This is a genomic window from Streptomyces sp. WELS2, assembly GCF_013870595.1.
Lineage (GTDB): Bacteria > Actinomycetota > Actinomycetes > Streptomycetales > Streptomycetaceae > Streptomyces.
Genome location: NZ_JACBWZ010000819.1, coordinates 1 through 2,712, shown reverse-complemented (window position 1 = coordinate 2,712; position 2,712 = coordinate 1). Strand labels below are relative to the sequence as shown.

At 72.6% G+C, this 2,712-nt stretch carries 4 protein-coding genes; 3 read left to right on the top strand and 1 reads right to left on the bottom strand.

All coding sequences use genetic code 11. From position 1 onward, the window contains the following. The 3 genes from H5J33_RS30305 to H5J33_RS30295 all read left to right on the top strand — a co-directional run. Positions 1–244 (top strand): sensor histidine kinase (locus H5J33_RS30305; protein ID WP_258565502.1); only part of this gene is annotated, 244 nt, incomplete at its 5' end. Continuing rightward, positions 244–921 carry a response regulator transcription factor gene (locus H5J33_RS30300; protein ID WP_181797980.1) on the top strand — a complete coding sequence of 226 codons (678 nt, stop codon included), beginning with the start codon at positions 244–246 and terminating at the stop codon, positions 919–921. The genes H5J33_RS30305 and H5J33_RS30300, both read left to right, overlap by 1 nt. A 121-nt stretch (positions 922–1,042) precedes the next feature. Next, positions 1,043–2,071, top strand: a complete 1,029-nt coding sequence (locus H5J33_RS30295; RefSeq protein ID WP_181797979.1) for a 6-phosphofructokinase — start codon at positions 1,043–1,045, stop codon at positions 2,069–2,071. Positions 2,072–2,107: 36 nt separating this feature from the next. Here H5J33_RS30295 and H5J33_RS30290 read toward each other — a convergent pair. Beyond that, positions 2,108–2,712 (bottom strand): aminodeoxychorismate/anthranilate synthase component II (locus H5J33_RS30290; RefSeq protein ID WP_181797978.1); only part of this gene is annotated, 605 nt, incomplete at its 5' end.

Genomic DNA, 2,712 nt, shown 5'->3' with positions numbered 1-2,712 from the left:
GGTGGAGGACGAGCCGGACGAGATCGTCGTCACCGTCCGGGACGACGGCCCCGGCATCCCCGAGGGCCGGCTCGCGCAGGCCGAGGGCGAGGGCCGGCTCGGGGTGGCCCTGTCCATCCGGGGCAGACTGCGCGACCTCGGCGGCAGCGCCGCGATCCTCTCCGTGCCCGGGCAGGGCACGGAGGTCGAACTGAAGGTACCCAAGGGCGCCGTGCGGGCGCGGGGCGAGAAGGCGGAGCGGTGATGACACAGCGGCAGGACCCGATCAAGGTCATGGTGGTCGACGACCACCCCATGTGGCGGGACGCGGTCGCCCGGGACCTGACCGAGTCCGGGTTCGAGGTGGTCGCCACCGCCGGCGACGGCGAGCAGGCGGTGCGCCGCGCCAAGGCCGCCGCCCCCGACGTCCTGGTGCTGGACCTGAACCTGCCGGCCAAGCCCGGCGTCCAGGTGTGCAAGGAACTGGTCGGCCACAACCCGGCGTTGCGGGTCCTGGTGCTGTCGGCGAGCGGCGAGCACGCGGACGTGCTGGAGGCCGTGAAGTCCGGCGCGACCGGCTATCTGCTGAAATCGGCCTCCACCGAGGAACTGCTGGACGCGGTGCGCCGCACCGCCGTCGGCGACCCGGTGTTCACCCCCGGCCTGGCCGGACTGGTCCTCGGCGAGTACCGGCGGCTGGCCGCCGAGCCCGCGCCCGCCGCGGACGCCGACGAGCCGGGCGCCCCCCGGCTGACCGACCGGGAGACGGAGGTGCTGCGGCTGGTGGCGAAGGGGCTGAGCTACAAGCAGATCGCCGAACGCCTGGTCATCTCCCACCGCACCGTGCAGAACCACGTCCAGAACACCCTCGGCAAGCTCCAGCTGCACAACCGGGTGGAGCTGGTCCGGTACGCCATAGAGCGCGGACTCGACGAGGAGTAGGGCGCGCACGGGGGCGCATCCGCCGTACGCGCCGGAATCACCCTTCTCGCCTATCCCGGTGTGACCTGAATCACCATTAGCGTGACCAAGCGTCAGGTAACCGCGGTGAAGGGACATTTCCATGCGGGTCGGAGTACTGACCGGAGGCGGCGACTGCCCCGGGCTCAACGCCGTCATCCGGGGCGTCGTCCGCAAGGGCGTGCAGGAGTACGGCCATGACTTCGTCGGCTTCCGGGACGGCTGGCGCGGTCCCCTGGAGAACGACACCGTCCGTCTCGACGTCCCCGCCGTGCGCGGCATCCTGCCCCGGGGCGGCACCATCCTCGGCTCCTCCCGGACCAATCCGCTCAAGGTGGCCGACGGCATCCGCCGGATCAAGGACAACCTGGCCAAGCAGGAGATCCAGGCGCTCATCGCGATCGGCGGCGAGGACACCCTCGGGGTCGCGGCACGGTTGTCCGACGAGTACGGCGTGCCCTGCGTCGGCGTGCCGAAGACCATCGACAACGACCTGTCCGCCACCGACTACACCTTCGGCTTCGACACCGCCGTCAACATCGCCACCGAGGCCATCGACCGGCTGCACACCACCGCCGAGTCCCACATGCGGGTGCTGGTGGTGGAGGTGATGGGCCGGCACGCTGGCTGGATCGCCCTGCACTCCGGACTGGCCGGCGGCGCCAACGTCATCCTCATCCCCGAGCAGCGCTTCGACGTCGGCCAGGTCTGCGAGTGGGTGACCTCCCGGTTCCGGGCCTCCTACGCGCCGATCGTGGTCGTCGCCGAGGGCGCCATGCCGAAGGACGGCGAGATGGTGCTCAAGGACGACTCGCGGGACTCCTTCGGGCACGTCCGGCTGTCCGGGGTGGGCGAGTGGCTGGCCAAGGAGATCGAGAAGCGCACCGGCAAGGAGGCGCGCACCACGGTCCTCGGGCACGTGCAGCGCGGCGGCACCCCCAGCGCCTTCGACCGCTGGCTCGCCACCCGCTTCGGCCTGCACGCCATCGACTGCGTGCACGAGCGGGACTTCGGCCGGATGGTCGCGCTGCGCGGCACCGACATCGTCCGCGTCCCGCTCACCGAGGCCACGGCCCGCCTGAAGACCGTCGACCCCGAGCTGTACCAGGAGGCGGGCGTCTTCTTCGGCTGAGCACGCCTTCTTCGGCTGCTACGGCCGAGCCACCGCTCACCACGGCCGCACGGTCGTGCGGCGCAGCCCGCCCACCAGCTCCCGCACGACCGCGGCCCCGTTCAGTGTCAGTACCGACTCCGGGTGGAACTGGACGCCGGCGAAGCCGGGGCCGCGCAGGGCGTGCACCTCGGCGTCGGCCGAGCGGCTCACCTCCACGCCGCGCGCGGCCAGTTCGCGGGCCGTCGCCTCGTCGCAGCGGGCCGCGAAGCTGTTGTAGAAGCCGACGGTCTCGCTCCGCCCGAACAGGTCGATCACGGTCTGCGCCCCCTGGTACGGCACCCGCTTGCGGACGATCTCCAGGCCGAGCCCGGCCGCGATCAGCTCGTGCCCGAGGCAGACGCCGAGCACCCCGTGCCGGTGGGTCCCGACCACCTCGGCGGCCAGCCCCCGCAGGATCCGCATCTTCGGGTCGGCGGGATCGCGGGGGTCGCCGGGGCCGGGCCCGAGGACGACCGGCCCCGCGTGGCCGAGCACCGCCGCGCGCAGCCCGGGCTCGTCGTAGCGCCGGACGGTCACCCCGAGTCCGCCCGAGCGCAGCATGTGCGCCAGCATCGCGGTGAAGGTGTCCTCGCCGTCCACCACCAGGGCGTGCCCCGCGA

Bases quoted from the DNA above. Each gene is read 5' to 3' on its own strand.
- H5J33_RS30300 (WP_181797980.1), top strand. From the start codon at position 244: ATGACACAGCGGCAGGACCCGATCAAGGTCATGGTGGTCGACGACCAC.
- H5J33_RS30295 (WP_181797979.1), top strand. From the start codon at position 1,043: ATGCGGGTCGGAGTACTGACCGGAGGCGGCGACTGCCCCGGGCTCAAC.